Source organism: Synechococcus sp. H55.11, from assembly GCF_047462475.1.
Lineage (GTDB): Bacteria > Cyanobacteriota > Cyanobacteriia > Thermostichales > Thermostichaceae > Thermostichus.
The window spans coordinates 1-3,532 of sequence record NZ_JANSJI010000297.1; the positions used below are offsets into that span (position 1 = coordinate 1).

A 3,532-nucleotide genomic window follows, 5' to 3' on the forward strand; every position below is an offset into this window, starting at 1 on the left:
GCGTGCTACGATGACTTTTGATTATCATTCTCATTCAGGCAAGTGGGTTGATGCCCGAAGCTCTGCGGCAGATTGTGGGTCGCTTTCAAAAGGCCAGAACTTCTCGTCAGAAGTACGAGCTGCTGCTGGCCTATGCCAAGCGCCTGCCCCCTTTCCCCGATTCCCAGCGCACAGAGGAGAATCTCGTGCGGGGTTGTGCCTCGCGGGTGTGGCTGGCCACCGAGTTAAGGGACGGCAAGGTCTACATCCAGGGAGATGCCGATGCCCAGTTGGTCAAGGGCTTGGTGGCCATTTTGGTGGAGGGGTTGAGCGGCCTAGCGCCAGAGGAAATTTTGGGGGTTTCCCTGGAGTTTGTGCGGGAGATGGGCCTCAATTTCAGCCTTAGCCCTTCCCGCTCCAACGGCCTGGTGAGCATGTTCTCATTGCTGCAGCAGCGGGCCTTGGCTTTCCAGGAGTCAGGCGCTTCCGACGCTGCTGTCTCTGTCGTCTTGTGAGGTATTAGGACTCATGGCTAATAACTCTCTGCGTTCGGCCCGACCCGTGCGATCGCTGGTCTCGCTGGTGGCGGCCCTCTCGGTCGGGATCCTGGGCAGCTTACAGATGCGCCAAGAAGAGTCCCGGGCCCAACGGGGATCCACCCCTCCGCAGGTGGTGACCACAATCCTGCCGATAACGCAATTTACCCGCGCCGTGGCCGGGGAGCGGGCTGAGGTGAAACCCCTGATCCCTCCCCAGATGGGGCCCCACGACTTTCAGGCTCGACCCGAGGATGCGCGCCTGCTGTCCCAGGCGGATGTGCTGGTGATCAACGGGTTGGGAATGGAGACCTTTTTGGAGGGATTGATTGCCAACGCCGGCAATCCCAAATTACAAACCATTGACAGCAGCCAAGGGATCCCGACTTTGCAGACCCAGGAGCCAGAGCATGGCCACTCCCACAGCCATGGCCATTCTCATGGTCACGGCCACAGTCATGGACACTCTCATGGGCACAGCCACGGCGAGTTGAACCCCCACATCTGGCTGGATCCCAGGCGGGCCATTCAGCAGGTGGAAAACATCCGCGATGGCCTCATTGCTGTCGATCCAGAAGGGGCAGAGATCTACCGCGCCAATGCCGCTGCCTTTATCGAGCAACTGGAAGCTTTGGATAAAGAAATCGAGCAGAAATTAGCTCCCTTCGCCGGCAGGAGCTTTGTGGTCTTCCACGACTTTGCCCCATACTTTGCCGAGCGCTACAACCTCAAAGCGGAGTTCCTGGTGGAGATCCCGGAAGCCAGCCCCTCCCCTGAGGATGTGCGGCGGGTGATGGAGACGGTGCGGCAGTCGGGCCTAAAGACAATCCTGGTGGAGCCACAAGTGGGGAAGGACAACCCCTTTGAGGTCTTGGCCCGGGATCTGGGGGTACAAGTCCGCGTATTCGATCCCCTCGAAACCGCTGGCCCAGAGGGGATCGAGCCGGAGTACTACCTAACCATCCTGCGGCAGAACGTGGAAAACCTGGTCTCCGCCTTCGAGAAAGAGAAGGCCTGGGTTCCCCTGCAGTTGCCCTTGGTGGGTCAGGCTGCTCTCGAGCACCTGCTGGCAAGGGGGCGATGAGCTTCCATTCTGACGAGGTTGTCCTGCGGGTGGAGGGGCTGACGGTCTATCGGGGATCCCAGTTGGCGGTGCAGAATGTCTCGTTTGAGCTGGCGGCGGGATCCCACACGGCCATTGTTGGCCCCAACGGCGCCGGCAAGAGCACCTTGGTGCAGGCCATCTTGGGCATCCTGCCGCGGCAGTGTGGCTCGGTTTACATCCTAGGGGAGCCGCTGCGTCTGTCGGGGTACTTGCCCCAGAAAGTGCGGCAGCAGCTTGCCTATGTGCCGCAGCGCTTGCACTTCAACCCCGCCATTCCCCTGACGGTGGCGGAGTTTGTTGCCCTGGGCTGGGGATCCCTTAGGCCCCGCTGGCCCTGGCAGCAGCGAGCTGCTCGGCAGGAGGCCGTCCAGAAAGCCTTGCAACGGGCCGAGGCTCTGCACCTGGCCTCTAAGCCCCTGGGTCAACTGAGCGGCGGCGAGCTCAAACGGGTGTTGTTGGCCTATTGTCTAGTCTGGCCGCGGCGGCTGCTGGTGCTGGACGAGGCCCCCGCTGGTCTAGATAGCCTCAGCGAAGGAGAATTCTATCGGCTATTGGAAGAGCTGCGCCGCTCCCTGGGCTGGGCCATCCTGCAGGTCTCCCACGACCTGGAGATGGTGTCCCGCTACTGCGACCGCGTGTTGTGTCTCAACCGCTCCCTGATTTGCCAGGGATCCCCTGAAGCGGCCCTGGCGCCGGAGATGCTAAGCCGCGTCTACGGCCCCGCGTTTGCCCGCTACATCCACCACCACTGAGGAGGGGCAATGCCGGAGACCTGGGCGCAGGTGGTGGAATGGCTGCAGCTGCCCTTCATGCAGCGGGCTCTCCTAGGCGGCATCCTGACGGGGGTGACGGGGGGGCTTTTGGGCAGTTTTGCCATCTTTCGGCAGTTGGCGTTTTTTAGTGATGCCTTGGGGCATTCGGCGCTGCTGGGTATTGTCCTGGGAGTGGCCCTGGGGCTGGATCCCACGGCGGTGCTGATGGTGTTTGGGGTAGTGTTTGCCCTGGGGGTGACTTTTGTCCTGGAACGCACCCAGCTTTCGGCAGATGCGGTGCTAAACATCATCTACTCCTCCTCCTTGGCTCTAGCCATCATTGGCCTCAGCCTGATCCCTGGCTACCGCGGCAACCTTAACCAGTTGCTATTTGGGGATATTCTCGGCATCAGCCTGCCGGCCTTGTGGATGAGCGGCCTGCTCCTGCTCTTGGCCCTGGGGTATATTGGGCTGACCTTGCCTGCCCAGATGCTGCTCACCCTGGATGAGTCGCTGGCGCGGGCGCGGGGGGTAGAGGGGGGCTGGCAGCGGTTGGCCTTTGTGGTGCTGCTGGCTTTGGTGGTGGCCCTGTCGATCCGCTCGGTGGGGGTGCTATTGGTGAGCGCTTTTGTGGTGATCCCTGCTTCGACGGCGCGGCTTTTGGGATCCAACTTTACAACGTATGTGTTGCTGGCCATGGGCTTGGGGGGCTTGAGTGCGGTGTTGGGGATCCTCCTCTCGGCTGCCTTCAACCTGCCCTCCGGCCCCAGCATTGTGGCCACCCAGTTGCTGTTTTTTCTCCTGGCTATGGCGCTCAAGGGGGCGCCGCAACTGCTGCGGCTCTAGCTGTCGGCCATCCCAAAAGTTCTTTCTGGCAGAAGCTGGCCGAACAGGCGGCGGTAGCTCTCCGGGAAAACCTGGCCCATGAGGGTGGGCTGCTCATAAACCCGCTTCAGGGTGTTGAGATCCCGTTTGGTGATGGTGGGCACCCGCAGCAGGCGGCGATTGCCGGTAGCCGCTGCATGGTGGCCGCCATACATCAGATCCCGCGGGTCGGGGCTATGGCCCCACAGCCCCAGCCCATGGCCGATCTCGTGCCGGGCCACCGCCGTCACTTCTGCCAACCCCTGGCCTTCGGCAATGACAATGCGCACCCGCTG

General features: G+C 61.9%; 5 protein-coding genes. 4 read left to right on the top strand and 1 reads right to left on the bottom strand.

Features of this window, described 5'->3' with window-relative positions:
* Positions 1 to 50 precede the first annotated feature (50 nt).
* The 4 genes from NW853_RS11970 to NW853_RS11985 are packed head-to-tail and all read left to right on the top strand — an operon-like array spanning position 51 to position 3,218.
* The gene (locus NW853_RS11970; RefSeq protein WP_414349115.1) at positions 51 to 494 is read left to right on the top strand and encodes a SufE family protein; all 444 of its coding nucleotides are present in this window, start codon (positions 51 to 53) and stop codon (positions 492 to 494) included.
* A gap of 13 nt (positions 495 to 507) precedes the next feature.
* Positions 508 to 1,599, top strand: a complete 1,092-nt coding sequence (locus NW853_RS11975) for a metal ABC transporter solute-binding protein, Zn/Mn family (RefSeq protein ID WP_414349116.1) — start codon at positions 508 to 510, stop codon at positions 1,597 to 1,599.
* Positions 1,596 to 2,372 carry a metal ABC transporter ATP-binding protein gene (locus NW853_RS11980; RefSeq protein ID WP_414349117.1) on the top strand — a complete coding sequence of 259 codons (777 nt, stop codon included), beginning with the start codon at positions 1,596 to 1,598 and terminating at the stop codon, positions 2,370 to 2,372. The genes NW853_RS11975 and NW853_RS11980 overlap by 4 nt, the downstream gene beginning before the upstream one ends.
* Before the next feature lie 9 nt (positions 2,373 to 2,381).
* Positions 2,382 to 3,218 carry a metal ABC transporter permease gene (locus tag NW853_RS11985; RefSeq protein ID WP_414335859.1) on the top strand — a complete coding sequence of 279 codons (837 nt, stop codon included), beginning with the start codon at positions 2,382 to 2,384 and terminating at the stop codon, positions 3,216 to 3,218.
* Here NW853_RS11985 and NW853_RS11990 read toward each other — a convergent pair.
* Positions 3,215 to 3,532 (bottom strand): matrixin family metalloprotease (locus NW853_RS11990; protein ID WP_414349118.1); only part of this gene is annotated, 318 nt, incomplete at its 5' end. The genes NW853_RS11985 and NW853_RS11990 overlap by 4 nt on opposite strands.